Raw genomic sequence first — 25,507 nt, forward strand, 5'->3', positions numbered from 1 at the left:
AAAAACAACAGCGCGACAACCCACTAATTGCTTACTTCTTACGACGCAGGCGGGCGATGGCAGCCAGTTGGGCAGCCGCCACGGCGAGCTCGCTCTGAGCCCGTGCCAGATCCAGATCGCTGCTCTGGTTCTGCATCAGCTCTTCGGCAGCACGCTTGGCTTCCTGCGCCTTGGCTTCGTCCAGGTCGCCACCGCGGATAGCGGTATCGGCCAGCACGGTGACGTGCTTGGGCTGGACTTCGAGAATGCCGCCGGCAACGAACACGAACTCTTCGCTGCCGTCTTCCTTCTCGATCCGCACGGCACCCGGCTGGATGCGCGTGATCAGCGGCGTGTGACCCGGCAGAATGCCCAGCTCACCCGACTCGCCCGGCAGCGCCACGAACTTCGCCTGGCCGGAGAAGATCGACGTTTCCGCGCTGACGACGTCTACAAGAATGGTTGCCATATCAGATCCTTTCTCCTGAAAGCTTTGGCTTCCCGTTTCCGGGAAGCAAGTATTTCGCCTTCGTGCCAGGCGCGGCCGCCGCAGACAGTAGATTAACTACGGCAAGGCGGCCGCAACGACGCATGAAGGCGAAAGACGCCGCTTACTGGAGCTTCTTGGCCTTTTCGAAGGCTTCGTCGATCGAGCCGACCATGTAGAACGCCTGCTCGGGCAGGTGATCGCACTCGCCATCCACCAGCATCTTGAAACCACGGATGGTTTCCTTCAGCGGCACGTACTTGCCCGGCGAACCCGTGAACACTTCGGCCACGTGGAACGGCTGCGACAGGAAACGCTGGATCTTACGAGCGCGGTTCACGGCCATCTTGTCTTCCGGCGACAGTTCGTCCATGCCCAGAATCGCGATGATGTCGCGCAGTTCCTTGTAGCGCTGCAGGGTCTGCTGCACGGCACGCGCAACGTTGTAGTGCTCCTGGCCAACCACTTGCGGGTCCATCTGACGCGAGGTCGAGTCGAGCGGGTCCACTGCGGGGTAGATACCGAGAGCGGCAATGTCACGCGACAGCACCAGGGTCGAGTCCAGGTGCAGGAAGGTGGTAGCCGGCGACGGGTCGGTCAAGTCATCCGCAGGCACGTAGACGGCCTGGATCGACGTAATCGAGCCAGTCTTGGTCGACGTAATACGCTCCTGCAGCTTGCCCATTTCTTCAGCCAGCGTCGGCTGGTAGCCCACGGCGGAAGGCATACGGCCCAGCAGTGCCGACACTTCGGTACCAGCCAGCGTGTAGCGGTAGATGTTGTCGACGAAGAACAGGATGTCACGGCCCTCGTCGCGGAACTTCTCGGCCATGGTCAGGCCGGAAAGTGCCACGCGCAGACGGTTGCCCGGCGGCTCGTTCATCTGGCCGAACACCATGGCCACCTTGTCGAGCACGTTCGAGTCCTTCATTTCGTGGTAGAAGTCGTTCCCTTCACGGGTACGCTCGCCCACGCCGGCGAACACCGACAGACCGCTGTGCTGCTTGGCGATGTTGTTGATGAGCTCCATCATGTTGACGGTCTTGCCCACGCCTGCGCCACCAAACAGACCCACCTTGCCGCCCTTGGCGAACGGGCAAATCAGGTCGATCACCTTGATGCCGGTTTCCAGCAGGTCGGTGGAAGGCGACAGTTCGTCGAACTTCGGCGCCTTCTGGTGAATCGCGCGCCGCTCGTCGGAAGCGATCGGGCCAGCTTCGTCGATGGGTCGACCCAGGACATCCATAATGCGGCCCAGCGTGCCTTGACCCACCGGCACCGAGATCGGCGCGCCGGTGCTCTTCACCGGCATGCCGCGGCGCAGGCCGTCCGACGAACCGAGGGCAATGGTACGGACCACGCCGTCACCCAGCTGCTGCTGGACTTCGAACGTCAGGCCCTTTTCGGCGAACGACGTTTCGCCGCTGTCTTCCAGCACCAGCGCTTCGTACACCTTCGGCATCGCGTCGCGCGGGAACTCGATGTCCACCACGGCGCCGATGCACTGCACAATATTTCCGATACTCATTTCGTATCTCCGATAGCTTGAATTCTTAACGCCTCAGACCGCTGCCGCACCGCTGACGATCTCTGACAATTCCTTGGTGATCGCTGCCTGCCGGGTCTTGTTGTAGTCCAGCTGCAGTTCGCCGATCACGTTCTTGGCATTGTCGGATGCCGCCTTCATAGCCACCATGCGCGCCGACTGTTCGGACGCCATGTTCTCGGCCACGGCCTGGTACACCAGCGCCTCGACGTAGCGAACCAACAGCTCTTCCACCACGGTCTGCGCGTCAGGCTCGTAGATGTAGTCCCACGAGTAGGCGCGCTTCTCTTCTTCAGTCTGAACCAGCTTGTCGGCGGCGAGCGGCAGCAGCTGCTCGACCATCGGTTCCTGCTTCATCGTATTGATGAACTTGGTGTACGCCAGGTACACCGCGTCGACCTCACCGTTGGTGAAGGCATCGAGCTGGACCTTGATCGCGCCGATCAGCTTTTCCAGGTGCGGGGTGTCGCCGAGCTGCACCACATTCGAGGCCACCTTGGCGCCGATGCGGCTCAGGAACTGCATGCCCTTGCCGCCGATGGCAGTGGCTTGCACACCCACGCCGCGACCCTGCAGGCTCTTCAGCTCGTTGGTCACCGCACGCAGCACGTTCGTGTTCAGACCGCCGCACAGCCCCTTGTCGGTCGTGACCACGATCATGCCGACGCGCTTGACTTCGCGCTCCTGCATGAACGGGTGCTTGAACTCGGGGTTGGCCGAAGCCAGGTGCGCCGCGATGTTACGCACTTTCTCGGCATAGGGACGGGCATTGCGCATCCGTTCCTGCGCCTTGCGCATCTTGGATGCGGCGACCATCTCCATCGCCTTGGTGATCTTGCGCGTGTTCTGCACGCTCTTAATCTTGGTTCGAATCTCTTTCGTTCCGGCCATACTTTCCTCTCCGTCCGAACCAGCGCCGCGCCGGCGTTAGCCAGGCGCGGCGGCGGTATCGGAGAATTGCGCGGTTAGAACGCGGCGGACTTCTTGAAATCCTCGATCGCGGCACGCAGGGCGGGTTCATCTTCCTTCGAGAGCTGCTTGGTCTCTTCGATACGGTTGATGAGGTCGGCGTACTTGGTCTTCAGATGGTCGTGCAGGCCCTTCTCGAACGGCAGAATGTCCTTCACTTCCACGTTGTCGAGGAAGCCGTTGTTGGCGGCGAACAGCGACGCGGCCAGCTGCCACACCTGCTGCGGCTGGTATTGCGCCTGCTTCAGCAGCTCGGTCACGCGGCGGCCGCGCTCCAGCTGCTTGCGGGTGGCATCGTCCAGGTCCGAAGCGAACTGCGCGAAAGCAGCCAGTTCACGGTACTGGGCGAGGTCGGTACGGATACCACCGGCCAGGTTCTTCACCACCTTGGTCTGGGCAGCACCACCCACGCGCGACACCGAAATACCGGCATTGATGGCGGGACGGACACCGGCGTTGAACAGGTCGGTTTCCAGGAATATCTGGCCGTCGGTAATCGAAATCACGTTGGTCGGCACGAACGCGGACACGTCGCCGGCCTGCGTTTCGATCACCGGCAGCGCGGTCAGCGAACCGGTCTTGCCCTTGACGGCGCCGTTGGTGAACTTCTCGACGTACTCGGCGTTCACGCGGGCAGCACGCTCCAGCAGGCGCGAGTGCAGGTAGAACACGTCGCCCGGGTACGCTTCACGGCCCGGCGGGCGGCGCAGCAGCAGCGACACCTGGCGGTAGGCCCAGGCTTGCTTGGTCAGGTCGTCATAGACGATCAGCGCGTCTTCGCCGCGGTCGCGGAAGTACTCGCCCATCGTGCAGCCGGCGTAGGCAGCCAGGTACTGCATGGCGGCCGAGTCCGAAGCGGCGGCGGCCACGACGACGGTGTATTCCATCGCGCCGTGCTCTTCCAGCTTGCGCACCACGTTGGCGATCGTCGAAGCCTTCTGGCCAATGGCGACGTACACGCAGTACATGCCCTTGCCCTTCTGGTTGATGATCGCGTCGACAGCCACGGCGGTCTTGCCGGTCTGGCGGTCGCCAATGATCAGCTCACGCTGGCCACGGCCGATCGGCACCATCGAGTCGATCGACTTCAGGCCGGTCTGCACCGGCTGGCTCACCGACTGACGCGCGATCACGCCCGGGGCGACCTTCTCGATCACGTCCGTTTCCTTGGCGTTGATCGGGCCCTTGCCGTCGATCGGCTGGCCCAGCGTGTTGACCACGCGGCCCAGCAGTTCCTTGCCCACCGGCACTTCCAGAATGCGCCCGGTGCACTTGACCGTGTCGCCTTCGGAAATGTGTTCGTAGTCACCCAGCACCACGGCGCCGACCGAGTCGCGCTCGAGGTTCAGCGCGAGGCCGAAGGTGTTGCCGGGGAATTCCAGCATCTCGCCCTGCATCACGCCGGACAGGCCATGCACGCGGCAGATGCCATCGGTCACGGAGATCACCGTGCCGGTATTGCGCACTTCAGCTTCAGCGCCAAGGCCCGAGATGCGGGTCTTGATCAGCTCGCTGATTTCTGAGGGGTTCAGTTGCATCACAATGCTCCTAATTCTTCAATCCGTCGGCCGGTGCGGTCAGGCGGTCAGCGTGGCTTGCATGGCAGCCAGGCGCGAACGCACGGAGGTGTCGAGCACTTCGTCGCCGACCTTGACGCTCACGCCGCCGATCAGGGACGGGTCCACCGCCACCTGCGCGTACAGCTTGCGGCCGAACTTGCGTTCGAGTGCAGCGACCAGGTCGTTCAACTGCGAACCTTCCAGCGGGAATGCGCTGGTGATCTCGACATCCGACGACCCTTCGCGGGCGTTCTTGAGCACATGGAACTGCTCGGCGATTTCCGGCATCACCGTCAGGCGGCCGTTATCCACCAGCAGCTTGACGAAGCGGCGAGCCTCGTCATTCAGCGGGGACTTCAGCACCGACAGGAACAGTTCGGCCAGCTTCTCGCCGGGAACGTTCGGATCGCCGGCGAGCGCCTTCATGTCGGGATTGGCAGCAACCTGCCCCATCTCCGACACCAGCTCGGACCATGCACCCAGATTGCCTGCGCTCGATTCGCTGGCGACGCGGAACAGCGCCTCAGCGTAGGGACGGGCAATGGTTGCGGTTTCAGCCATGATTAGAGCTCAGCCTTGAGTTGATTGAGCAGGTCGGTGTGGACCTGCGCGTTCACTTCACGCTTGAGGATCTGCTCGGCACCCTTGACGGCCAGCACGGCAACCTGGTCACGCAGTTCTTCACGTGCACGGGTAACCTGCTGGTCTGCTTCGGCCTTGGCCTGGGCAATGATGCGTGCGGCTTCTGCCTGGGCGTTGTGCTTGATCTCGTCCGCCGTCAGCTGGGCGCGCTTCTCGGCGTCAGCGACGCGTTGGGCGCCTTCGGTGCGGGCTTCGGCCATAGCCTGGTCCACACGCTTGTTGGCGAGTTCGAGCTCGGCCTTGCCCTTCTCGGCAGCGGCGAGGCCATCGGCGATCTTCTTTGCGCGTTCGTCGAGCGCCTTCACCAGCGGCGGCCAAATAAATTTGGCAACAACCCACCACAGGATGAAGAACACGACCATCTGCGCAAAAAACGTTGCGTTCAGATTCATGGTGTGTTCCTTTCGGTAATCAAACTACAGATAAATGCACAAAAGGCGGCTGGGCTGGTGGCCCGCGCCGCCCGTCAGCATCATGCAGACCGAAAAGAATTACTTGATGACAGCCAGCAGCGGGTTGGCGAAGGCGAACAGCATTGCAACACCCACGCCGATCAGGAATGCAGCGTCGATCAGGCCAGCCAGCAGGAACATCTTGGTTTGCAGCGGGTTCATCAGCTCAGGCTGACGTGCGCAGGCTTCGATGTACTTGCCACCCATCAGGGCGATACCCAGGCAGGCGCCGATAGCGCCCAGGCCGATGATGATGCCGATACCGATGGCGGTCAGACCCTGGATGTTGGCGAGAAATGCTTGCATGATGACTCCTTTAATTTAGAGAGACTTAGAACCAAAAAACCAAAAAACCAAAAACCGAAAATCAGTGGTGATCGTGAGCCTGGCCGATGTACACCAGCGTCAGCATCATGAAAATGAAGGCCTGGAGCAGGACGATCAGGATGTGGAAGATCGCCCATACCGTGCCGGCCAGCACGTGACCGACAAAGCCCAGCGCGGACAGGTCGGCGCCGAACGTCCAGATGGAACCCAGCAGCGCGATCAGCAGGAACACGAGTTCGCCGGCGTACATGTTGCCGAACAACCGCATGCCGAGCGAAACGGCCTTGGCCAGGAATTCGATCAGGTTCAGGATCAGGTTGAACGGAGCCAGGTACCACTTGGCGCCGAACGGGGCCGAGAACAGTTCGTGCATGAAGCCGCCCGTGCCCTTGATCTTGAAGCTGTAGTAGATCATCAGCACCAGCACCGAGCACGACATGCCCAGCGTGCCGTTCAGGTCGGCCGTGGCCACTGCGCGGTGGTGGGGAAGGTGAATGTGGAAGACGCCCAGCAGGCTGTTCAGGCCGGTGACCCAGTCGACCGGAATCAGGTCGATGGCGTTCATCATGGTGATCCAGCAGAACACCATCAGCGCCAGCGGAGCGATCCACGAGCGGTCGCCGTGAATGATTCCCTTGGCCTGGTCGTCGACCATCTCGACGATCATCTCGACGAAGGCCTGGAAGCGGCCCGGCACGCCGGCGGTGACGCGGCGCGCGGCGGCATACAGGAACAGCACGGCGATGGCGCCGCACAGGACGGACCAGAACACCGTGTCGTAGTTGAGCACGGAGAAATCGACCACCGACGCTTGCTTGCCGCCGACCGAGTTCAAGTTCTGCAAGTGTTCGGCGATATAGCCGGAGGGTGTCAGCGCGTGTTCGGCGCCTTGGGTAGCATCAGACATGTCGATACGAACGGTATATTGCGAAATCTTCAGGCCGCGCGCCGCCACTGTCTGGCAAACGCCCGGTACGCGTCTTGCATTGCCTTCGGCGGATTCGCCGGTCACCGCAATGCAAGCGGGGTCCAACCTTGGCCGTGTCCGGTGTCACCACTGTGAAACCGGCACGGCAAATCTTGATATTCCGTCTTGGTGCCCCACCTCCGGATGAAGCACCGTCTTCGTGCGACTGGCCTAGCGGATCACCAGGGCCACCACCAAATATGTCTTGAGCGCTAGCAGGAACGTGACCAGCATCGGCACCCAACGCAGATCCCGGTACAGCACCACCACCAGCACCAGCAGTACCGCCGTGCCAAAGACCTTGATCGCCTCGCCCAGGACCAGTCCGCCCACCGAAGCCCGGTCGCGCGCCAGCCACAGGCGGAACGCGAAGAACCCGCTCGGCACGAAGCACACCATGCCGCCGAACAGCGCCGACCAGCCGTACGGGCCCGCCTCTTTCGCGAACAGCGCCCAGCACAGTGCCGACAGCAGGGTGACAATCACCTGCGCCAGGACAACCTTGCCCGGGGTCATGCGCGAAGGACGCAGCGCGCGTTCGCCAAACAGCGTTTCCGCTTCGGCGCGCGACAGCGGATCGACCGCATCTTCCTCTCGGTCTGCGCCCTCTTTCCAGTCGTCCCAGTCATCATCCTGACGGGACCCGGCGCCTTGCTGCTGACGGTCTCGAACCACTACCTGCCTGCCTCATTCCAGGCCGGAACTTTTCGGCCAGACCAGAATTCAAACCGCACGATTTTAAGGGGAACTACTGATTCGCGTCAATCCGCTTACATTTACCTTGCAGTGCGTTGCGCACAACGGTTGCCATCACGATTGCATGATGGCCGCGCAAAAATTGCGCAGCAATGATGTTTGACGTAATTGGATTGCGCAGCGAACCCTGCGCATGATGAGGGATTACGGGGCACGCCGTACGTATACCGGCCCTTGGAACGGCCACTGCAGCGTACACGCAACAGTCATCGCCGCAATGGCCGTTAATCGCACCGAATTGCGCACGCGAAGTTACTTGCGCGTTCGCATCTTGCCTCAGGCGACCTTCTGCCTTTCAGTGGATTCGCGCAGGCGCTCGAGCACGCCTTCAAGCGCGTCGTTGTCGCTGAAGTGGATAGTAAGCTGGCCCTTGCCGCGCGCGCCCAGCTTGATCTGCACCGCCAGGCCCAGCGCATCCGACAATTCTTCTTCCAGCCGTGCCACGTCGCGCACGTTGTTGGCGCCCTTCTGCTTGAGCGACTTCAGGTCGAACGGCTTGAGTGTGGACGCCACCAGCTTCTCGGTCTCGCGCACCGACAGCCGCTTGTTCACGATCTGGTTGGCCAGCGTGATCTGGTTGGCGCCGTCCACCGCCAGCAGCGCGCGCGCGTGGCCCATGTCGAGGTCGCCCGCCATCAGCATGGTCTGCACCGGCGCGGCCAGGTTCAGCAGGCGCAGCAGGTTCGACACCGCGCTGCGCGAACGGCCGACCGACTCGGCCGCCTGCTCATGCGTGAAACTGAACTCGCGGATCAGGCGCATGATGCCCTGCGCTTCTTCCAGCGGGTTCAGGTCTTCGCGCTGGATGTTCTCGATCAGCGCCATCGCGGCCGCGGCTTCATCGGCCACGTCCTTCACCAGCACCGGCACCTTGTCCAGGCCGGCGAGCTTGGACGCACGGAAGCGCCGCTCGCCCGCGATGATTTCATAGCGGTCCGGCTCGGCCACGCGGCGCACCAGGATCGGCTGCATCAGGCCCTGCGCGCGGATGCTGGCGGCCAGCTCCTGCAGCGCGCCTTCATCCATGCGCGTGCGCGGCTGGTACTTGCCCGGCTGCAACTGGGTCAGGCGCAGCACGGTGGGCGCACCCTCCTGCTTCGCCGATTCAACGATTTCAGCCGGCCCGCCCAGCAGCGCTTCGAGGCCGCGGCCCAGGCCCTTTTTCTTTGCAGTGCTCATGCTTGCCCTCTCCTTCAGCCCAGCTGCCTGACGCGCGCGATCATCTCGGCGCCGAAATCCAGGTACGCTTTTGCGCCCTTCGATGACGGATCGAACGCCACGCCCGGCATGCCATAGGACGGTGCCTCGGCCAGCCGCACATTGCGCGGGATCAGGGTCTTGAAGACCTTTTCACCGAAGTGCGATTCCAGCTGCGCCGACACCTGCTGCTGCAGCGTGACGCGCGGATCGAACATGACGCGCAGCAGGCCGATCACCTGCAAGTCGCGGTTCAGGTTGGCGTGCACCTGCTTGATGGTGTTGACCAGGTCCGACAGCCCTTCCAGCGCGAAGTACTCGCACTGCATCGGCACGATCACGCCGTGCGCGGCGCACAGGCCGTTCAGCGTCAGCAGCGACAGCGACGGCGGGCAGTCGATCAGCACGAAGTCATATTCGTCATTGACCTCTTCGATGGCATGCCTGAGGCGGCGCTCGCGCTGGTCCAGGTCGACCAGTTCCACTTCCGCGCCGGCCAGTTCGCGGTTAGCGGGCAGCACGTCGTACCTGCCGGTCTCGGAACGCTGGCGCGCCTGCTTGATGCTGGCGAGGCCGACCAGCACCTGGTACACGCTGTGCTCCAGCGCCTGCTTGTCGATGCCCGAACCCATCGAGGCATTGCCCTGCGGGTCCAGGTCGACCAGCAGCACGCGCTGGCCCTGCGCGGCCAGGCCCGCGGCGAGGTTGACCGTGGTGGTGGTCTTGCCTACCCCGCCCTTCTGGTTTGCGATCACGAATACCTTGGCCATAAGCTACTGAGGCTCCTGCTTCATTTCATCCGACCAGCGCGGGGCTGGCAGTTCGCGGCGCTGCATGCAGCGCCGCGGCGTACGTCATGCGTGGGCGCTTGCGCGCCGCGACAGCACCACCAGGTGGCGCTCGGCATCCAGCCCGGGCACGGTGATGCGGGGCACCGCATCGACCTGCCATTGCGCCATCAGCCCGGCAGCTTCCATCCGGTCCAGCTCGGCCTGTGGATAAACACCTTTCATGGCGATCAGCTTGCCGTGGGGTGCGAGGAGCTGGCCTGACAGGTTCACGAAGTCGGTCAGCTCGGCAAACGCGCGCGAGGTGATCACGGCAAAGCCATCGGCATCGTCCAGCTTCTCCACCGGCCCCCAATGCGCCGCGGCATTGGAAAGCCCGAGTTGCGCACGACACTGGGTCAGAAAGGCCGTCTTCTTCTGCACAATGTCCACCATCAGCACCGACACGTCGGGACAGGCGATGGCCAGCGGCAGGCCAGGCATGCCGCCGCCCGAGCCCACGTCCAATACCCTGCCCCGCGCCGGCGTGCCTACGTCTGCGGCGCGCGCGGCTTCGGCCAGCGCCGGCACGGCGGCGAGCGAGTCCAGCATGTGATGCGTAAGCATCTCATCGGGGTGGCGGATTGCGGTCAGGTTGTAGACGCCGTTCCACTTGCGCAGCAGCGCCAGGTAGGCAAACAAGGTGTCGATCCGGGCTGGCGCCAGCGCCAGCCCGATCTCGGCCAGACCGGCTTCAAGGCGACGACGCTGCGTGGCGTCGTCGGTCATGGTGTGTCGCGGACCGGGCACTCAGGCGGCCTCTTCGGAGTTGCCGGAAGGTGCGCCCGACTCAGAGCGCGTGCGCCCCAGCCCCTTCTTCTTCAGGTGCACCAGCAGCAGCGAGATCGCGGCTGGCGTCACGCCGGAAATGCGCGAGGCCTGGCCCAGCGTTTCCGGACGATGCTGGTTCAGCTTCTGGCTGACCTCGAAGCCAAGGCCACGCACTTCGGTGTAGTCCAGCCCTTCGGGCAGGCGCGTCGACTCGTTGGCTTCCAGCTTGTCGACCTCCGCCGCCTGGCGGGCGATATAGCCGTGGTACTTGATGCCGATCTCGATCTGCTCGCGGATCTGCTCTGCCAGCATCGGCTCGGCGTCCAGCGGCGTTTCCGGGGCTAGTCGGCCGCCCTGCAGCGCCATCAGTGCTTCATAGCGGACTTCCGGCCGGCGCAGCAGGTCGGCCAGGCTGTACTCGCGTTCGATCGGCTTGCCCAGCAGCGGTACGGCGTCTTCGGCCGGCAGCATGGTCGGGTTCACCCATGTGCTCTTCAGGCGCTCTGTTTCACGTGAAACAGCGTCGCGCTTGCGGTTGAAGGCATCCCAGCGCGCATCGTCGACCACGCCCAGCTCACGGCCGACCTCAGTCAGGCGCATATCGGCGTTGTCTTCCCGCAGGCTCAGGCGGAATTCCGCGCGGCTGGTGAACATGCGGTACGGCTCGGTCACACCGCGGGTAATCAGGTCGTCGACCAGCACGCCCAGGTAGGCCTGGTCGCGGCGCGGCGTCCACGCATCGCGTTCGCGCACATAGCAGCCAGCATTGATGCCGGCCAGCAGGCCCTGCGCGGCGGCTTCTTCATAGCCGGTGGTGCCATTGATCTGTCCCGCAAAGAACAGGCCGCGGATGGCCTTGCTCTCCAGCGATGCCTTGAGCCCGCGCGGATCGAAGTAGTCATACTCGATCGCATAGCCGGGGCGCAGGATATGCGCGTTCTCCATCCCGCGGATCGAGTGCACCAGTTCCAGCTGCACGTCGAAGGGCAGGCTGGTCGAGATCCCGTTGGGGTAGAACTCGTTGGTGGTCAGGCCTTCCGGCTCTAGGAAGATCTGGTGGCTTTCCTTGCTGGCAAAGCGATGGATCTTGTCCTCGATGCTGGGGCAGTAGCGCGGCCCTACCCCTTCGATCACGCCGGTGTACATCGGCGAGCGGTCCAGCCCGCCACGGATGATGTCGTGGGTACGGCTATTGGTATGGGTGATCCAGCACGGCAGCTGTTGCGGGTGCTGCTCCGGACGGCCCAGGAAGGAGAATACCGGTACCGGATCCCGGTCGCCGGGCTGCTCTTCCATCACCGAGAAGTCGATGGTGCGGCCGTCAATGCGCGGCGGCGTACCGGTCTTTAGGCGGCCTTGCGGCAGCTTCAGGTCCTTCAGGCGCGCCGACAGCGACACCGCTGCCGGGTCGCCGGCGCGTCCGCCGGTGTAGTTGTCCAGCCCGACGTGGATCTTGCCGTCCAGGAAGGTGCCGGCGGTCAGTACCACCGCGCGGGCGCGGAAGGCGATGCCGACCTGCGTCATGGCGCCGACTACGCGGTCGCCCTCCACCATCAGATCGTCCACGGCCTGCTGGAACAGCATCAGGTTCGGCTGGTTTTCCAGCCGGGTACGGATCGCCTTGCGGTACAGCACGCGGTCCGCCTGGGCGCGCGTGGCGCGTACAGCCGGACCCTTGCTGGAGTTGAGGATGCGGAACTGGATGCCGGCCTCGTCCGTGGCGGCGGCCATGGCACCGCCCATCGCGTCCACTTCCTTGACCAGGTGCCCCTTGCCGATGCCGCCGATCGATGGATTGCAGCTCATCTGGCCCAGCGTCTCGATGTTGTGGGTCAGCAGCAACGTCTGGCAGCCCATACGGGCCGCGGCGAGAGCAGCTTCAGTGCCGGCATGGCCACCGCCAACGACGATGACATCGAATTCTTTTGGGTAAAGCATGGGGCACCTCCTCCAGGAGGCTGGCGGGAAAATACGGGAATGCGAAATTATAGCGGTATTCGACTAGCCGCTTTCCGACGGTAACCATGTTTCACGTGAAACATGGCGTTGGCGATACCCGGCGAGTCGCTCGAAAGCGACGTTATGTTCCACGTGAAACAAAAAGGCCGGGCACATGGCCCGGCCGGATGTTTCACGTGGAACAAGCGCCTCAGAGCTGCGCGCGGATATAGCCCGCAACCTGCTCGGTCAGCTTGCCAAGATCGCGCTGCAAGGTGGCGAACCCGGCATTGCGCTCGCGCGTCACTTCGTCCATATACAGCGGCCGCCGGATCTCAATCTGCAGGCTATTGCGCCGCTCCGCCGGCCGGCCGATCTGCGCGATCAGCTGCACGCCCTTGTATGGGTCGTTGCGTGCCACCGTGTAATCCATGCCGCGCAGTTCCCGTTCGACCAGGTCGACCAGCCCCGGCTCGCAGGTGGTGCCGTCCCGGTCGCCCAGCACAAAGTCCGCCAGCGGGTGCAGGCTGGCGATCTTGAGCCGCTCGTAGGCGTTGTTGGGCATGGAGTGCAGGTTCAGGTGCCAGAGCGCGCCAAAGCGCTGGTGAGCACCCTCCACGGCCTCGGCCAGCGCCGCATGGTACGGCCGGTAGTAGCGGTCGATACGGGCCTGCACTTCCGCCACGGACAGGCGGCGGTCATAGATCGGCGTGCTGGCGTCGACCCGGCTCCAGATCAGGCCGTAGCCCAGCTGCGTCTTCGGCCCCGGGGCCAGCGCCGACGGCCAGGTGCCGTCGAGCTGGGCCGGGTCGATGTCGTCGGGCATCCGGTTCGGGTCGATATAGACCCGCGGGAAGGTGGCCGCCAGCAGCGTACCGCCTGCTGCGGGCACGGCCTCCCACAAGGCATCGACGTGGGTATCCTCGCCGCCACGCAGGCGCACGGCCGGGATCGCCGCACCGAAATCAGCCGGGTACGCGGTGCCGCTGTGCGGCGAGTCACACACCAGCGGTAGCACCTCCCCTTCCGGCAGGCGAACGATGACCGGCGGCAGCGCGGCGGCCAGGTGATTCGCTTCAGCCATGCGTCAGTCCAGTTGGATGTTGGCGGCCTTGGCGACGCGGGCATAGCGCGCAATGGCCTGCTGGATCTGGGCCTTGAACTGCTCCGGCGTGGTCGGCACCAACGTGCCGCCGGACTCTTCCACCTTGCGCTTGAATTCAGGGTTCTGCATGGCCTTGAGGATGGCCTGGTTCAGCCTTGCCACGATGGCGGGCGGCGTGCCCGCGGGCGCGACGATGCCGAACCAGCCGCCGTCGCCCATCTCCTTGTAGCCCAGTTCCGCATAGGTGGGCACGTTTGGCAACTGCGGCGAGCGCGTGGCGCCAAGCACCGCCAGCGCGCGCAGGCGGCCCGACTTCACGTGAGGCAGCGCGGAGGCCAGGTTGTCCGAGATTGCATTGACCTGCCCTGCCACCGCATCATTAAGCCCAAGGCCGGCACCCTTGTACGGCACATGCAGCAACTCGATCTTCGCCAGCATCTGGAAGTTCTCAAGATTTACGTGGCCGAGGGTCCCTGTGCCCGGCGAGGCAACCGAATACTTGCCCGGATTGGCCTTGGCTAAGGCAATGAATTCCTGCATGGTTTTCGCCGGCACGCTCGGATGCACCGTGAATACGCTCGGCATCGACACCACGTTGGTGATCGGGGCAAAGTCCTTGATCGGGTCGTACTTGAGTTTCGGGAATACGGCGGGGTTAGAGCCGTGCGTGCTGACCGTGGCCATGCCGATGGTGTAGCCATCCGGCGCGGCGTTGGCCACCTGCTCCATGCCCAGCGAGCCGCCGGCACCGCCCTTGTTCTCGACCACGATCGACTGGCCCAGCTCGCGGCCGGCAAACTCGGCCACGAGGCGCGCCGACAGATCGGTGGAGCCGCCCGCCGCGAACGGCACGATCAGGCGGATCGGGCGCGTCGGGTAGTTGGCTTGCGCGCAAGCGCTGCCGACAAAGGCCAGCGTGGCGGCGGCGGTACCGGACAGCAGCAGCTGGCGGCGGGACATCCTGGCTCGGACCATGGGGTTTCTCCTGTTGGTTTTGTGCATGAACCGGACGAGTGTCAGCCGTTTACCGGGCGGGCACAAACGACTATATTGCACGTTTGCATTACCAAAGATCATCCTGCAGCGGCCGCTCCGGCAGCCGCCCGCCCTTCCTCCCCTCCTCCGCCATGCGGCTGCATTCCCCATCGATGTCCGAGTTGCACGCCTTTGCCACCGCGGCACGGCTGGGCAGCTTTACGCGTGCAGCGGACGAACTGTGCGTGACGCAGGGTGCCATCAGCCGCGCCATCGCGCGGCTCGAAGCGCATTTCGGGCAGCCGCTGCTACAGCGCAATGCCCACCGGCTGGTGCTGACCGATGCCGGCCGGCAATTGCTTGATGCCGTGGCCGGGCCGCTGGCCACGATCGAGCACGCCAGCGCCGCCCTGCGCGCCGGCGACCGCCGGCACCACCTGACGCTGTCCGTCGTGCCCACGCTCGCCAGTGTCTGGCTGGTGCCGCGTCTGCCGGACTTCCATCGCCGCCATCCGGAAATCCGGCTGGACTTCGTGCCCTACCAGCGCGACGAGGACCTCTCCGGCCCGTCCCCCGACGCCGCCATCCTGGCTGGTGAAGCCGGCAAGTGGCCCGGCCTGCAGGCCGACTATGTGGTGGGACGTGAAATGGTGCCGGTCTGCCATCCGGACCGCGCCCGCGCACGGCGCGAGGCCGGCCGCTGGCAGTCTCCCGCGGAGCTGCTGGACGAGCCCCTGCTCTACCACACCACCGCGCCGGCGAACTGGCAAAACTGGCTGCAGGCCGCCGGCGTACCCAACGCTGCGCCAAGGTTATCCACAGCGTTCGACCAGGTCTCGATCCTGATCCAGGCGGTGCGCGCCGACATCGGCGTCGCCGTGCTGCAGCGCTGCCTGGTGCGCGACGAAATTGCCGCCGGACGCGTAACGGCGCCGTTTGACCTGCCAATTACGCTGCAACGGGGCTATTTCCTGTGTGTGCCGAAGGAACGGCGCGACCATCCGGCGCTGAACTGCTTCCGGGATTGGCTGCTGGAGACCGCAGCGAAGGATGCAGGCAGCGGCACCAACACTTTATTCACGATATAACTCACACAACCAAAATTCTGCAGAAATACATTCATCTCAAAAATAACAATCCTCAAGTTATGATCTGGATGGATGTTAAGCGGTAAGTTTGATTGCCAAAAATCAATCTGATAGATATTGGCGTACCTATATCAGCGCACTGGTAGCGACATCAGTCCGAAGCGCCTCTGAATTGGGTTATCCCCAAAGTTATTCACACCACCAATAAAAAAGGGCCTGCATCAGCAGGCCCTCATTCCTCTGGCGAAAACCGAGCGGATCAAGCCGCCTTTTTTGCCAAGCCAAGATAGGTTTCGATCACCTTCGGATTCGCCGCCAGCTCGTCGGCCGGGCCTTCCATCGCCATATCGCCGGTCTCGATCACATAGCCGTAGTCCGCCACCTGCAGCGCGGCGCGTGCGTTCTGCTCGATCAGCAGCGTGGCCACGCCGGTCTGGCGCAGGTTGCTGATGATATGGAAGATCTCCTTCACGATCAGCGGCGCCAGGCCGAGGCTGGGCTCGTCCAGCATCAGCAACTGCGGCTTGGCCATCAGCGCGCGACCCACCGCCAGCATCTGGCGCTCGCCCCCGGAGAGCGTGCCGGCGTCCTGGCGGGCGCGCTCGCGCAGGCGCGGGAACAGGTCGTAGACCACGCCCATCTGGTCCAGGTAGTTCTTCTCGCCGGCGCGCTTGCGGCGGAAGGCGCCCAGCTGCAGGTTGTCCTCTACCGTCATCGACGCAAACAGCTCGCGCTTCTCCGGCACCAGGCACATGCCGCGCGCAACGCGCCCCTCCACCGGGATGCCGGCCATGTCGTGGCCGAGGTAGCTCACCGAGTCGCTCGACGACCCCGTCACAGGCAGCGCACCCATGATCGCATTGAGCATGGTCGACTTGCCGGCGCCGTTGGGGCCGATCACCGTGACGATCCTGCCGGCCTCCACCTTCAGGTTGACGCCGTGCACCGCTTCCACCTTGCCGTAGCGGACGTGGAGGTCCTTCACTTCGAGAATCAGGCTCATGTCCGGTCCTTACTCCACGCCACCCAGGTAGGCTTCCAGCACCGCGGGGTTCTTCTGCACTTCCTCGGGCACGCCCTCGGCAATGCGCGTGCCGAATTCCATCACCACCAGCCGGTCGGTCAGGTTCATCACGAAGTCCATGTCGTGCTCGACCAGCAGCACGCTCATGCCCTCGCCCTTGAGCTTGCGCAGCAGCTCGGCCAGCGCCTGCTTCTCCTTGTAGCGCAGGCCCGCTGCCGGCTCGTCGAGCAAGAGCAGCGCCGGGTCACAGCAAAGTGCACGCGCGATTTCAAGAATCCGCTGCTGGCCCAGCGCGAGGCTGCCGGCTTCCATGTACATGCAATCGGCCAGGCCCACGCGTTCAAGCTGGCGCTTCGCTTCGAACAGCAGCTTCTCTTCCTCGGCCTTGTTCATGCGCAGGATCGCGGCCGAGACGCCGCCCTGGGCACGGAAATCGCCGCGCAGGTGCGCGCCGATGGCCACGTTCTCCAGCACCGTCATGGTCGGCAGCAGGTGCACGTGCTGGAAGGTGCGGCCGATGCCCCGCTTGACGATCTCGCGCGACGGCAGGCCCGAGATCACTTCACCGCGGTAACGCACCTCCCCGCGCGTGACCGGCAGCACGCCCGTCACCAGGTTGAAGGTGGTGGACTTGCCCGCGCCATTGGGACCGATCAGCCCGATGATCTCGCCCGCGCGCACCTGGAAGCTGACATCGTTCACCGCCACCAGCCCGCCGAACTCCTTGCGCGCGGCGCGTACATCCAGGATCAGGTCGCCGGCCTCGGGCTTCTGGCGCACGGCCAGGGCCTCGGCCTGCGCCGGCGCCAGTACCGGCGGCCCCGAAGGAACCAGACGCCGCAGGAACGGCCAGATGCCATCGCGCGCGTACTGCAGCAGCAGCACCAGCAGCACGCCGAAGACGATGATCTCGAAATTGCCGTCGGCACCGAGCAGCTTGGGCAGCACGCCTTGCAGCACGTCCTTCAGGATGGTGAGGATGCCGGCGCCCAGCACCGCACCCCACACGTGACCCACGCCACCGACCACCGCCATGAAGAGATATTCGATGCCGTAGTTCAGCCCGAACGGCGTCGGGTTCACCGCGCGCTGCAGGTGTGCATACAGGAAGCCCGACACGCACGCCAGGATCGCCGCCACCACGAAGATCACCACCTTCATCCATGCGGTGTTCACGCCCATCGCCTCGGCCATCACGCCACCGCCCTTGAGCGCGCGGATGGCGCGGCCGGGGCGCGAGTTCAGCAGGTTCTGCATCGCCAGCACGGCCAGCAGCACCACTGCCCAGATCAGGTAGAACATCGAGCGGCCGGACTGCAGCTCGATGCCGAACAGCGACAGCACCGGGATGCCGCTGATGCCATCGTACTTGCCCAGGAACTCCAGGTTGCCGAACACGAAGAACAACGACAGGCCCCACGCGATGGTGGCCAGCGGCAGGTAGTGACCGGACATCCGCATCGTGATCAGCCCGATCACATAGGCCGAGCCCACCGTGATCACCAGCCCCACCAGCAACCCGAACCACGGCGACAGCCCGAACTGCGTGGTCAGGTAGGCGGTGCTGTACGCGCCCAGCCCCACGAACGCGGCCTGCCCGAACGAGGTCATGCCGCCCACCCCGGTCAGCAGCACCAGCCCGATCGCCACGATGCTGTACAGGCCAATGTAATTGCCCAGCGTGATCCAGAACTCCGGCGTCGGCAGCGCCGGCAGCAACACCAGCACCACAATGAAAGCCAGCACCAATACCCGGTTGCGGTTCAGCCGCGCACGGCTGCCTGCCTCGGCACTGGCCACCCCCGCCTGCTTGTCGGTCAGCATGGTCATGGCTTATTCCTCCTCCTCGACATGCTTGCTCGTCAGCGAGCGCCACAGCAGCACCGGAATGATCAGTGTGAAGACGATGACCTCCTTGAACGCGCTGGCCCAGAAGGACGAATAGGATTCAAGCAGCCCCACCAGCAGCGCACCCAGCGCCGCCACGGGGTAGCTCACCAGCCCGCCGACGATGGCGCCGACAAAGCCCTTCAGGCCCACCAGGAAGCCCGACTCGTAGTACACGGTCGTCAGCGGCGCGATCAGGATGCCGCACAGCGCACCCATCGCCGCGGCCAGCGTGAACGACAGGCGCCCCGCCTGCGTGGTGCCGATGCCGACCAGGCGCGCACCCAGCCGGTTCACCGCGGTCGCGCGCAGCGCCTTGCCCTGCAGCGTGCGCTCGAAATAGAAGTACAGTGCGCCGATCAACAGCGCCGACACGCCCACGATCCACAGGCTCTGGCCCGAGATGCTGAGCGCCCCCACGTCGAAGCGCGCATCCGAGAACGCATTGGTGCGCGAGCCCTCCGCCCCGAACATCACCAGGCCCAGCCCCACCAGCGCAAAGTGCACGCCGACCGAGACGATCAGCAGCACCAGCGTGCTGGCTTCGGCCAGCGGCTGGTAGGCCAGCCGGTACAGCATCGGCCCCAGCGGGATGATGATCAGCAGCGTCAGCGCGATCTGCGCCAGCATCGGCAGCGGCTGCGCGCCATACTGCTGCGCCAGCCAGTGCACCGCAAGCGGGAACACCAGGTACTTGCCGGCCAGCACCGCCAGCCGCTGGCCCAGCGTGCGGCGCAACTCGGCGCTGCGCAGCACCGTGACAGTTTCATAGAGGAAGGTCAGCGCCCCCATCGCCAGCAGCAGCCAGCTGGTCTGCGGCGCGTGCCCGGCCTGCATCGCCGCCAGCGTCAGCGCGCCGTAGGCAACAAACTCCCCTTGCGGGATGAAGATGACCCGGGTCACCGAGAACACCAGCACCAGGGCCAGTGCCAGCAGCGCGTAGATCGCGCCCGAGGTGATGCCGTCCTGGGCCAGGATGGCAGCGATTGATAAGTCCATTGTCTCCCCGTCTCTTGGAAATACCTGCCTGCATCATAGGGGGGCCGACAGGGTGCTGTGCGCTTTGGGATTTACGCAATAGTAAACGGATTGCCTATTGTGGAAGTACAGGGCAAGCCCTAACGAGAGGCGTGTGGTGGGCGTGGGCGCGGGAGTTTCGCTTTGTCGCTATGCGGTTGGTTTGTGGCTCTTGGCGGGCGTCGGCTGTCCAGCGATATCGCATCAACGCCTTCGGCTGCGCTCCGCGCAAGCGCCCAATGACCGTCGGCGCATTTTGAGCCGGCGCAGCAGCCGTAGGCGTCCCCGCGATACGGTCGGCAGCAGGCGGCCTACACCCTGCATGGGGATCGTTCAATAGTGGGTTAACGCAGGCACTATCCCTGACTCACATGGCGTAGCAGGGTCGAACGGGCACCCACGCCCAAACGGCAAGCACCACCGTGCGAACCACCAACGCCGTGCAATTTATTGCCAGCCGCATAGGCGACGCGTTTCTTGCTTACTTCTTGTCGCTTGGACAAGAAGTAAGTCGCCGGCTACGCCGGCGAAACAGCCCACGCTAGTCAAGAGCGACATCCAACCGCATAGCGCCACGCCGCCCCCCACCCTCACTTAGTCAGCAACTTCCACTTCCCATCAACAATCTGCACCATCACCCGCGCCCGCTGATCGAAGCCCAGATGGTCGGTGGCACTCATGTTCATGATCCCATGCGAAACCGGCAGATTCCTGATCTGCTCCATCGCATCCCGCAACGCCTTGCGGAATTCCTTGGTACCCGGCTGCCCCTTCTTCAGCGCCTCAGGGATGGCATGCTGCAGGATCAGCCCCGCATCCCAGGCATGGCCGCCGAAAGTCGAGACCTGGCCGCCGAAGGCCTTCTCATAAGCAGTCTTGTAGGACATGGCCGGCTTCTTCACCGGGTTGCTGTCGGGCAATTGCTCAGCCACCAGCAGCGGGCCAGCCGGCAGGAAGGTGCCTTCGCAGTCCTTGCCGCACACGCGCAGGAAGTCGGCATTGGCCACGCCGTGGGTCTGGTAGATCTTGCCCTTGAAGCCACGCTCCTTGAGCGTCTTGGCCGGCAGCGCCGCGGGCGTACCCGAGCCTGCGATCAGCACGGCGTCGGCGTTGGCGCTCATCATCTTCAGCACCTGGCCGGTGACCGAGGTATCGGTGCGGGCAAAGCGCTCGTTGGCGACGACCTTGATCTTGCGCAGCTCCGCCACCTTGGCGAACTCCTGCGCCCAGCTGTCGCCATAGGCGTCCGCGAAGCCGATGAAGGCCACCGTCTTCACGTTGTTGTTGGTCATGTGCTCGGCAATGGCGGTCGCCATGTGCGAGTCATTCTGCGGCGTCTTGAAAACCCAGGCGCGCTTGGCGTCCATCGGCTCGATGATGCGGGCCGAGGCGGCCATGGTGATCATCGGCGTCTCGTTCTCGGCCGCCACGTCCACCATCGCCAGCGAGTTCGGCGTCACGGTGGAACCCACCACCACGTCAACCTTGTCTTCGCTGATCAGCTTGCGGGTGTTCTTGACCGCGGTGGTGGTGTCGGAGGCATCGTCCAGCACGATGTACTCGATCTTCTTGCCCGCGATTTCCTTGGGCATCAGCGTGAAGGTGTTCTTTTCCGGAATGCCCAGCGATGCCGCCGGACCCGTGGCCGACACCGTCACCCCGACCTTGACCTGTGCGTGGGCTGCACCGGCAACCAGGCTCGCCGCAGCGATTGCCAGCAGGCTGGCGCGCTTGAAATCCATCTTGTCTCCTTCGGTTCCTGAAACGGAAAGGCATCCGTCCGGCGTCCACCGGCGGATGCCCTGGTCCACTGAACTGGATGAATCGCACTCGAGGGGCTGCGCAGCAAGGTCGTAGGCTAGGCGCAAAGCGCAGCAATAGCACGGCTATTGCGAGCATTTGCAACGACGCATACGGCCTTGAGGCGCAGCCCAGCGGGTGCGCATTCCATCCGGTTCAGTGGGCCTTGGATCGACCCCTCGGGTCAACACAGGCACATCGCCGGCACCTGCGCTACAGCCAGGAACGACGCGAGGCCGCTCCCCAATTTCCCCGTCCGCACCACTCCCCCGGATAGGCGCGCTCCGGCCATTCACCGACCGCACGGTCGGGAATTCGGATCGAGTCTAGCACAGCGACCTACCGCGAAAAGGGAGGATTAACCCGCATCGCGCGCGCCGCCTGGCTTTGCCGTCAACGCAGGAACGCGTCCCAGGCGGTCTTCAGGATCAGCGCGCTTACCACCACGATAAACACCTTGCGCACGAAGGCGCTGCCGTGGCGCAGGGCCAGCTTGCTGCCCACCTGGCTGCCGGCGATGTTGGCCACCGCCATCACCAGGCCCAGCTGCCACCAGATATGGCCCTTGCTCGCCAGCAAGAGCAGCGCCGCCAGGTTGGTGGCAAGGTTGACCACCTTGGTCGAGGCCGCCGCGTGCAGGAAGTCATAGCCGAACACCCGCACGAACGCGATCATCAGGAAGCTGCCGGTGCCCGGACCGAACACGCCGTCATAGAAGCCGATGGCAGCCCCGGCCAGCAACGCCGCGACGCGCTCGCGCGAACCCGACAGCGTCGGCGCGTGTTCCGTGCCCAGGTCCTTCCTGGCCACGGTGTAGACCAGCAACACCACCAGCACGAACGGCAGCGCCTTGCGCAGCGGCTCGGCCGGGATCTTGGTCAGCGCCCAGGCACCGGCCATCGAGAAGATAAAGGCCGCCACCACCGCGGGCGCGGTCGCGCCCCAGTAGATGCGCACGCTGCGGCCGTAGCGCAGCGCCGCGTTGGCGGTGCCCGCGATCGAGCCCATCTTGTTGGTGCCCAGCAGCGTGGCCGGCGCGATATTAGGATAGGCCGAGAACATCGCCGGGATCTGTACCAGGCCGCCGCCGCCGGCGACCGCGTCGATCAGGCCGGCGAGAAAGGCGGCAACCGCCAGGAATGCGAATTCCGTCATTGCAGGAAGCAGGGAAGCGAAAAGGGAAAGATCGGAAGAGATCGGTGCGGACAGACCGGCGCGCAGCCGGGCGGCGCCGGTTCAGCCCAACACCTTGGCCGCCGGCACCAGGCTGCGGTGCCACATGCCGTTGCCATGCGGGCCGAAGCCCGGCGGCGCGCCGCCTTGCCCTGCCACCAGCCCCGGCGCCAGCAGCGCGTGGCGGATACCGTGCGCGCGGCCCCAGTCGGCCAGCGTGGCGCAGCAGGCCTCAAGGCAGGCACGGCGGGTCCCGCCGTCCAGCCCGGGCCGTACCCACCACTCGATGCCGCAGGCGGCCAGGCCGGCAAGCTCCAGGCTCGGGAGCAGCGCCACCGGCAGGCACGCCAGCAGATCGTGCGGAGCCTGCGCGTCGTCCACCAGCAGGCAGATGCCGCGACCGGACTGGGCCAGCAGGTCGTCCAGCATCAGCCGGCGCGCGCGCGCGGCGGGCACCGGCAGTGGCTGCACCGTATCCAGCCAGGCCTCCAGCGTGGCTGCGTCGGCACCCAGCCCGAGGCGTACCAAGCCCTGCGGCGCGGGTGCGTCAGGACGATCCGGAACGGCTGGGGAGTCGGGGGAATCAGGGGCGGCAGGCATGGCGGGCAATGAGAGCGCCCGCATTGTCGCATGTGGAGGATAGCCAGGTGATGCCGATGCAGCCTGGATGCCCCATGGTGGGGCGAAAGCGCCACAGGAGGGGTTGGGAAGCCCAAATGAAAAAAGCGTTGCCGAGGATCACCCGGCAACGCCCTTTATTTATAACGCTGCTACCCGACACCGGGTGCGCGCCTGTCGTCTCCTCGCTTCCGCCTCCATTTAACCTGCGAAAACCGTATATGGAATGTAACGAAGCGGTGCATCGAGGACAAGCTAGAAAAAACCCTAGCCCCAGAATCGGGCATGTCGACTCGCGGTCACTCCTGCCGGGTTTATTCCCGCTTGCCCGCGTGGCCCCCGAAGCGCGCCAGCAGCTCGCCCATGATGCCACGGCGGAAAGTCAGCACGCAGATCACGAAGATCACGCCGGTCACCATCGTCACCGACTCGCCCAGCGTGCCGAACCAGGACATGCCGGTGACCGACGCCAGGAAGTTGCCGATGTCGCCCAGCTTGTTCTCCAGCGCGACCACCACGAAGGCACCGACAATCGGGCCCGACAATGTGCCCAGGCCGCCGACCAGCGTCATCAGGATGACCGAGCCGGACATCGACCAGTGCACGTCGGTCAGCGTCTCGAAGCCCAGCACCAGCGCCTTGATCGACCCGGCCAGCCCCGACAGCGCCGCCGACAGCACGAAGGCGGTCAGCTTGAAGCGGTCGACGTCATAGCCCAGCGAGATCGCGCGCGGCTCGTTCTCCTTGATCGCCTTCAGGATCTGGCCGAACGGCGAATGCACCGTGCGCACGATCAGCGCAAAGGCGGCCACGATGATCGCCAGCGCCACGTAGTACAGCGTCAGGTCGTCCGACAGCGGCAGCACCCCGAACAGCTTGCCGCGCGGGATGCCCTGCAGGCCGTCCTCGCCGCCGGTGAACGGCGCCTGCAGGCAGATAAAGAACAGCATCTGCGCCAGCGCCAGCGTGATCATCGAGAAGTAGATGCCCTGCCGGCGGATGGCCAGCGAGCCCACCACGTAGCCGATCAGCGCGCCCGCACCGGTGCCCACGATCAGGCCGATTTCCGGGGTCACGCCCCAGACCTTCATCGCCTGGCCGGCCGCATAGCCAGCGCCGCCGAAGAAGGCCGCATGGCCGAACGACAGCAGCCCGGTATAGCCGATCAGCAGGTTGAAGGCGCACGCAAACAGCGCAAAGCACATCACCTTGAGCACGAACACCGGATACGCACCGGCCAGCGGCGCGGCCACCAGTGCCAGCAGCAGCAATCCGTACAACAGTTTCTTCTGCACGCCTTGTCCCTTTCCTGCGTTGCCCGCGTTGGCCGCCACCGTGGATGGCGTCGATGATGTGGAGGGTGTGCTCATCACTTCTCCTTCCCGAACAGCCCGGCCGGGCGCAGCAGCAGCACGATCACCATGATGAAGAACACCACGGTCGACGACGCTTCAGGATAGAACACCTTGGTCAGCCCCTCGACCACGCCCAGCCCCAGGCCGGTCAGGATCGAACCCATGATCGAGCCCATGCCGCCGATCACCACCACCGCGAACACGATGATGATCAGGTTCTGCCCCATCAGCGGCGAGATCTGGATCACCGGCGCGGCCAGCACCCCGGCAAACGCGGCCAGCGCCACGCCGAAGCCGTAGGTCAGGGTCACCATCAGCGGCACGTTGACGCCGAAGGCCTCGACCATCTTGGGGTTCTCGGTGCCGGCGCGCAGGTAGGCGCCCAGCTTGGTCTTCTCGATCACGTACCAGGTGGCAAAGCACACCGTCAGCGACGCCACCACGACCCACGCGCGGTAGTTGGGCAGGATCATGAAGCCCAGGTCGGTCGCGCCCTGCAGCGCGTCCGGCGCCGAATACGGCAGCCCGGAGACGCCGTAGATGGAGCGGAAGATGCCCTCGATCACCAGCGTGATGCCCAGCGTCAGCAGCAGGCCGTAGATATGGTCGAGCTTGTAGATCCAGCGCAGCATGGTCTTTTCGATCACCACGCCCAAGGCGGCGACGACCAGCGGCGACAGCAGCAGCATGATCCAGTAGTTCAGCCCGGCGTACTCCATGCCCATCCAGGCCAGCACCGCGCCCAGCATGAAGAGCGCGCCGTGCGCAAAGTTGATGACGTTGAGCAGGCCGAAGATAACCGCCAGGCCCAGGCTCAGCATCGCATAGAAGGCGCCGTTGACCAGCCCCAGCAATAGCTGGGAAAGCATGGCCGGCAAGGGGATTCCGAAGATGTCCATCGCGGAGTGCCGTTGATACCGCCGTTGTATGGCGGGGATTGCTGCGGTTGGTGCCAGGTAATGCGAACGCTGCGGCGAACACCTTTGGCGAACACCGCAGCAAAGAACCGCGTCCGATGCCGGCGGCACGCAGGTGGCGCGCCGCCGGC

General features: G+C 64.6%; 24 protein-coding genes. 1 reads left to right on the forward strand and 23 read right to left on the reverse strand.

Going from position 1 to position 25,507, the window contains the following annotated elements:
* Positions 1–31: 31 nt before the first annotated feature.
* The 15 genes from ACW4E8_RS24460 to ACW4E8_RS24530 all read right to left on the reverse strand — a co-directional run bounded on the left by ACW4E8_RS24460 (position 32) and on the right by ACW4E8_RS24530 (position 14,497).
* Positions 32–448, reverse strand: coding sequence for a F0F1 ATP synthase subunit epsilon (locus ACW4E8_RS24460; protein ID WP_114131723.1), 417 nt, complete (start codon positions 446–448; stop codon positions 32–34).
* 142 nt (positions 449–590) lie between these two features.
* Positions 591–1,994: a F0F1 ATP synthase subunit beta gene (atpD, locus tag ACW4E8_RS24465; RefSeq protein ID WP_456806875.1), complete on the reverse strand. Its 1,404-nt coding sequence runs from the start codon at positions 1,992–1,994 to the stop codon at positions 591–593.
* 33 nt (positions 1,995–2,027) lie between these two features.
* On the reverse strand, positions 2,028–2,903 hold the full coding sequence (gene atpG / locus ACW4E8_RS24470; protein ID WP_456806876.1) for a F0F1 ATP synthase subunit gamma: 876 nt from the start codon (positions 2,901–2,903) through the stop codon (positions 2,028–2,030).
* A 74-nt stretch (positions 2,904–2,977) separates the two neighbouring features.
* Positions 2,978–4,519 (reverse strand): F0F1 ATP synthase subunit alpha, encoded by a 1,542-nt coding sequence (atpA, locus tag ACW4E8_RS24475; RefSeq protein WP_115215777.1) that lies wholly within the window; start codon positions 4,517–4,519, stop codon positions 2,978–2,980.
* A gap of 39 nt (positions 4,520–4,558) precedes the next feature.
* Positions 4,559–5,101, reverse strand: coding sequence for a F0F1 ATP synthase subunit delta (locus ACW4E8_RS24480; RefSeq protein ID WP_456806877.1), 543 nt, complete (start codon positions 5,099–5,101; stop codon positions 4,559–4,561).
* A 2-nt stretch (positions 5,102–5,103) separates the two neighbouring features.
* Positions 5,104–5,574, reverse strand: coding sequence for a F0F1 ATP synthase subunit B (locus ACW4E8_RS24485; RefSeq protein WP_456806878.1), 471 nt, complete (start codon positions 5,572–5,574; stop codon positions 5,104–5,106).
* A gap of 99 nt (positions 5,575–5,673) precedes the next feature.
* Positions 5,674–5,940, reverse strand: a complete 267-nt coding sequence (atpE, locus tag ACW4E8_RS24490; RefSeq protein ID WP_013958389.1) for a F0F1 ATP synthase subunit C — start codon at positions 5,938–5,940, stop codon at positions 5,674–5,676.
* 61 nt (positions 5,941–6,001) lie between these two features.
* The gene (atpB, locus tag ACW4E8_RS24495) at positions 6,002–6,868 is read right to left on the reverse strand and encodes a F0F1 ATP synthase subunit A (RefSeq protein WP_456806879.1); all 867 of its coding nucleotides are present in this window, start codon (positions 6,866–6,868) and stop codon (positions 6,002–6,004) included.
* Positions 6,869–7,099: 231 nt separating this feature from the next.
* The gene (locus ACW4E8_RS24500; RefSeq protein ID WP_456806880.1) at positions 7,100–7,603 is read right to left on the reverse strand and encodes an ATP synthase subunit I; all 504 of its coding nucleotides are present in this window, start codon (positions 7,601–7,603) and stop codon (positions 7,100–7,102) included.
* 357 nt (positions 7,604–7,960) lie between these two features.
* Positions 7,961–8,863 (reverse strand): ParB/RepB/Spo0J family partition protein, encoded by a 903-nt coding sequence (locus ACW4E8_RS24505; RefSeq protein ID WP_456806881.1) that lies wholly within the window; start codon positions 8,861–8,863, stop codon positions 7,961–7,963.
* Between the two features lie 14 nt (positions 8,864–8,877).
* Entirely contained in the window at positions 8,878–9,651 is a 774-nt protein-coding gene (locus ACW4E8_RS24510; RefSeq protein ID WP_456806882.1) for a ParA family protein, read from the reverse strand.
* Positions 9,652–9,735: 84 nt separating this feature from the next.
* On the reverse strand, positions 9,736–10,437 hold the full coding sequence (gene rsmG, locus ACW4E8_RS24515) for a 16S rRNA (guanine(527)-N(7))-methyltransferase RsmG (protein ID WP_456806883.1): 702 nt from the start codon (positions 10,435–10,437) through the stop codon (positions 9,736–9,738).
* A 21-nt stretch (positions 10,438–10,458) separates the two neighbouring features.
* The gene (gene mnmG / locus ACW4E8_RS24520) at positions 10,459–12,417 is read right to left on the reverse strand and encodes a tRNA uridine-5-carboxymethylaminomethyl(34) synthesis enzyme MnmG (RefSeq protein ID WP_456806884.1); all 1,959 of its coding nucleotides are present in this window, start codon (positions 12,415–12,417) and stop codon (positions 10,459–10,461) included.
* A 211-nt stretch (positions 12,418–12,628) separates the two neighbouring features.
* The gene (locus tag ACW4E8_RS24525) at positions 12,629–13,501 is read right to left on the reverse strand and encodes an N-formylglutamate amidohydrolase (RefSeq protein WP_456806885.1); all 873 of its coding nucleotides are present in this window, start codon (positions 13,499–13,501) and stop codon (positions 12,629–12,631) included.
* A gap of 3 nt (positions 13,502–13,504) precedes the next feature.
* Positions 13,505–14,497 (reverse strand): Bug family tripartite tricarboxylate transporter substrate binding protein, encoded by a 993-nt coding sequence (locus ACW4E8_RS24530; protein WP_456806886.1) that lies wholly within the window; start codon positions 14,495–14,497, stop codon positions 13,505–13,507.
* Positions 14,498–14,649: 152 nt separating this feature from the next.
* On the opposite strand from ACW4E8_RS24530, the gene ACW4E8_RS24535 reads away from it, so the two are divergent.
* Positions 14,650–15,585, forward strand: coding sequence for a LysR substrate-binding domain-containing protein (locus tag ACW4E8_RS24535; RefSeq protein ID WP_456806887.1), 936 nt, complete (start codon positions 14,650–14,652; stop codon positions 15,583–15,585).
* Between the two features lie 259 nt (positions 15,586–15,844).
* Here ACW4E8_RS24535 and ACW4E8_RS24540 read toward each other — a convergent pair whose 3' ends face one another.
* From ACW4E8_RS24540 to ACW4E8_RS24575, 8 genes are all read right to left on the reverse strand, one after another.
* Positions 15,845–16,588 carry an ABC transporter ATP-binding protein gene (locus ACW4E8_RS24540; protein ID WP_456806888.1) on the reverse strand — a complete coding sequence of 248 codons (744 nt, stop codon included), beginning with the start codon at positions 16,586–16,588 and terminating at the stop codon, positions 15,845–15,847.
* A 9-nt stretch (positions 16,589–16,597) separates the two neighbouring features.
* A complete protein-coding gene (locus ACW4E8_RS24545) occupies positions 16,598–18,439 on the reverse strand; it encodes a branched-chain amino acid ABC transporter ATP-binding protein/permease (protein WP_456806889.1) in 1,842 nt (613 codons plus the stop codon).
* 3 nt (positions 18,440–18,442) lie between these two features.
* Positions 18,443–19,495, reverse strand: coding sequence for a branched-chain amino acid ABC transporter permease (locus ACW4E8_RS24550; RefSeq protein WP_316151889.1), 1,053 nt, complete (start codon positions 19,493–19,495; stop codon positions 18,443–18,445).
* Positions 19,496–20,103: 608 nt separating this feature from the next.
* A complete protein-coding gene (locus ACW4E8_RS24555; protein ID WP_456806890.1) occupies positions 20,104–21,255 on the reverse strand; it encodes an ABC transporter substrate-binding protein in 1,152 nt (383 codons plus the stop codon).
* Positions 21,256–21,706: 451 nt separating this feature from the next.
* Positions 21,707–22,468: a sulfite exporter TauE/SafE family protein gene (locus tag ACW4E8_RS24560; RefSeq protein WP_456806891.1), complete on the reverse strand. Its 762-nt coding sequence runs from the start codon at positions 22,466–22,468 to the stop codon at positions 21,707–21,709.
* A gap of 81 nt (positions 22,469–22,549) precedes the next feature.
* Positions 22,550–23,086, reverse strand: coding sequence for a hypothetical protein (locus tag ACW4E8_RS24565; protein ID WP_456806892.1), 537 nt, complete (start codon positions 23,084–23,086; stop codon positions 22,550–22,552).
* A gap of 332 nt (positions 23,087–23,418) precedes the next feature.
* Entirely contained in the window at positions 23,419–24,474 is a 1,056-nt protein-coding gene (locus ACW4E8_RS24570) for a branched-chain amino acid ABC transporter permease (RefSeq protein ID WP_456806893.1), read from the reverse strand.
* Entirely contained in the window at positions 24,474–25,358 is an 885-nt protein-coding gene (locus tag ACW4E8_RS24575; protein ID WP_456806894.1) for a branched-chain amino acid ABC transporter permease, read from the reverse strand. The genes ACW4E8_RS24570 and ACW4E8_RS24575 overlap by 1 nt, the downstream gene beginning before the upstream one ends.
* Positions 25,359–25,507 lie beyond the last annotated feature (149 nt).

This window comes from Cupriavidus sp. CP313 (genome assembly GCF_054072015.1).

Bases quoted from the DNA above. Each gene is read 5' to 3' on its own strand.
- ACW4E8_RS24460 (WP_114131723.1), bottom strand. From the start codon at position 448: ATGGCAACCATTCTTGTAGACGTCGTCAGCGCGGAAACGTCGATCTTC.
- atpD (WP_456806875.1), bottom strand. From the start codon at position 1,994: ATGAGTATCGGAAATATTGTGCAGTGCATCGGCGCCGTGGTGGACATC.
- atpG (WP_456806876.1), bottom strand. From the start codon at position 2,903: ATGGCCGGAACGAAAGAGATTCGAACCAAGATTAAGAGCGTGCAGAAC.
- atpA (WP_115215777.1), bottom strand. From the start codon at position 4,519: ATGCAACTGAACCCCTCAGAAATCAGCGAGCTGATCAAGACCCGCATC.
- ACW4E8_RS24480 (WP_456806877.1), bottom strand. From the start codon at position 5,101: ATGGCTGAAACCGCAACCATTGCCCGTCCCTACGCTGAGGCGCTGTTC.
- ACW4E8_RS24485 (WP_456806878.1), bottom strand. From the start codon at position 5,574: ATGAATCTGAACGCAACGTTTTTTGCGCAGATGGTCGTGTTCTTCATC.
- atpE (WP_013958389.1), bottom strand. From the start codon at position 5,940: ATGCAAGCATTTCTCGCCAACATCCAGGGTCTGACCGCCATCGGTATC.
- atpB (WP_456806879.1), bottom strand. From the start codon at position 6,868: ATGTCTGATGCTACCCAAGGCGCCGAACACGCGCTGACACCCTCCGGC.
- ACW4E8_RS24505 (WP_456806881.1), bottom strand. From the start codon at position 8,863: ATGAGCACTGCAAAGAAAAAGGGCCTGGGCCGCGGCCTCGAAGCGCTG.
- ACW4E8_RS24510 (WP_456806882.1), bottom strand. From the start codon at position 9,651: ATGGCCAAGGTATTCGTGATCGCAAACCAGAAGGGCGGGGTAGGCAAG.
- rsmG (WP_456806883.1), bottom strand. From the start codon at position 10,437: ATGACCGACGACGCCACGCAGCGTCGTCGCCTTGAAGCCGGTCTGGCC.
- mnmG (WP_456806884.1), bottom strand. From the start codon at position 12,417: ATGCTTTACCCAAAAGAATTCGATGTCATCGTCGTTGGCGGTGGCCAT.
- ACW4E8_RS24525 (WP_456806885.1), bottom strand. From the start codon at position 13,501: ATGGCTGAAGCGAATCACCTGGCCGCCGCGCTGCCGCCGGTCATCGTT.
- ACW4E8_RS24530 (WP_456806886.1), bottom strand. From the start codon at position 14,497: ATGGTCCGAGCCAGGATGTCCCGCCGCCAGCTGCTGCTGTCCGGTACC.
- ACW4E8_RS24535 (WP_456806887.1), top strand. From the start codon at position 14,650: ATGCGGCTGCATTCCCCATCGATGTCCGAGTTGCACGCCTTTGCCACC.
- ACW4E8_RS24540 (WP_456806888.1), bottom strand. From the start codon at position 16,588: ATGAGCCTGATTCTCGAAGTGAAGGACCTCCACGTCCGCTACGGCAAG.
- ACW4E8_RS24545 (WP_456806889.1), bottom strand. From the start codon at position 18,439: ATGACCATGCTGACCGACAAGCAGGCGGGGGTGGCCAGTGCCGAGGCA.
- ACW4E8_RS24550 (WP_316151889.1), bottom strand. From the start codon at position 19,495: ATGGACTTATCAATCGCTGCCATCCTGGCCCAGGACGGCATCACCTCG.
- ACW4E8_RS24555 (WP_456806890.1), bottom strand. From the start codon at position 21,255: ATGGATTTCAAGCGCGCCAGCCTGCTGGCAATCGCTGCGGCGAGCCTG.
- ACW4E8_RS24560 (WP_456806891.1), bottom strand. From the start codon at position 22,468: ATGACGGAATTCGCATTCCTGGCGGTTGCCGCCTTTCTCGCCGGCCTG.
- ACW4E8_RS24565 (WP_456806892.1), bottom strand. From the start codon at position 23,086: ATGCCTGCCGCCCCTGATTCCCCCGACTCCCCAGCCGTTCCGGATCGT.
- ACW4E8_RS24570 (WP_456806893.1), bottom strand. From the start codon at position 24,474: ATGAGCACACCCTCCACATCATCGACGCCATCCACGGTGGCGGCCAAC.
- ACW4E8_RS24575 (WP_456806894.1), bottom strand. From the start codon at position 25,358: ATGGACATCTTCGGAATCCCCTTGCCGGCCATGCTTTCCCAGCTATTG.